This is a genomic window from Bilophila sp. 4_1_30 (genome assembly GCF_000224655.1).
In the GTDB taxonomy this organism is placed as follows: Bacteria; Desulfobacterota; Desulfovibrionia; order Desulfovibrionales; family Desulfovibrionaceae; genus Bilophila; species Bilophila wadsworthia.
The window spans coordinates 1-536 of sequence record NZ_JH114299.1 but is presented as its reverse complement, the minus strand read 5'-3'; the positions used below and the strand labels follow the sequence as shown (position 1 = coordinate 536).

Here is a 536-nt window from a genome sequence, read left to right as displayed (position 1 = left end):
CACGCGCAGGCGCAGCGCGTCCATGCGGTGCAGGGGGATGTCGTCCAGCGTGAAGGCGTCGCCCACCGCCGCGATCTCGTCGCCCCGGTCAAGCTCGCGCCGCAGCGGGCGCCCATAGGCCAAGGGCAGCAGCGCCGGGTTGTAGGCCACGGCGTAGCCGAACAGTTCAAGGACGCGCCGGGCGTTCCAGAGCAGGCCGGGCCGCAAGACGCGGGAGGCCGTCCCTTGAAGCTCGGCGTGCAGGTCCGGATCGCGGCTGAACAGCACGCCGCCCTCGTACGTGGTAAGCCCCTTGCCCACGGCAAGGCTGAAAAAGCCGATATCGCCGGACAGCCCCACGCTCCGGCCTCCGAAAAACGCGCCGAGCCCCTGCGCGGCGTCCTCGATCACGGCGGCCCCGCAGTCGTGGGCCACGGCGGAGACGGCGGAAATGTCCGAAGCCCTGCCGCCCAGATGCGCGGGGACCACGGCGAGCGCGGTTTCATCACAGCAGCGCCCGAGCGCGCCGGGATCGATTCCAAACCCGCCGGGCAGCG

General features: G+C 71.8%; 1 protein-coding gene. It reads right to left on the bottom strand.

The annotated features are described in order from the left end of the window. Positions 1–536 (bottom strand): DegT/DnrJ/EryC1/StrS family aminotransferase (locus HMPREF0178_RS20245; protein WP_039959600.1); only part of this gene is annotated, 536 nt, incomplete at both ends.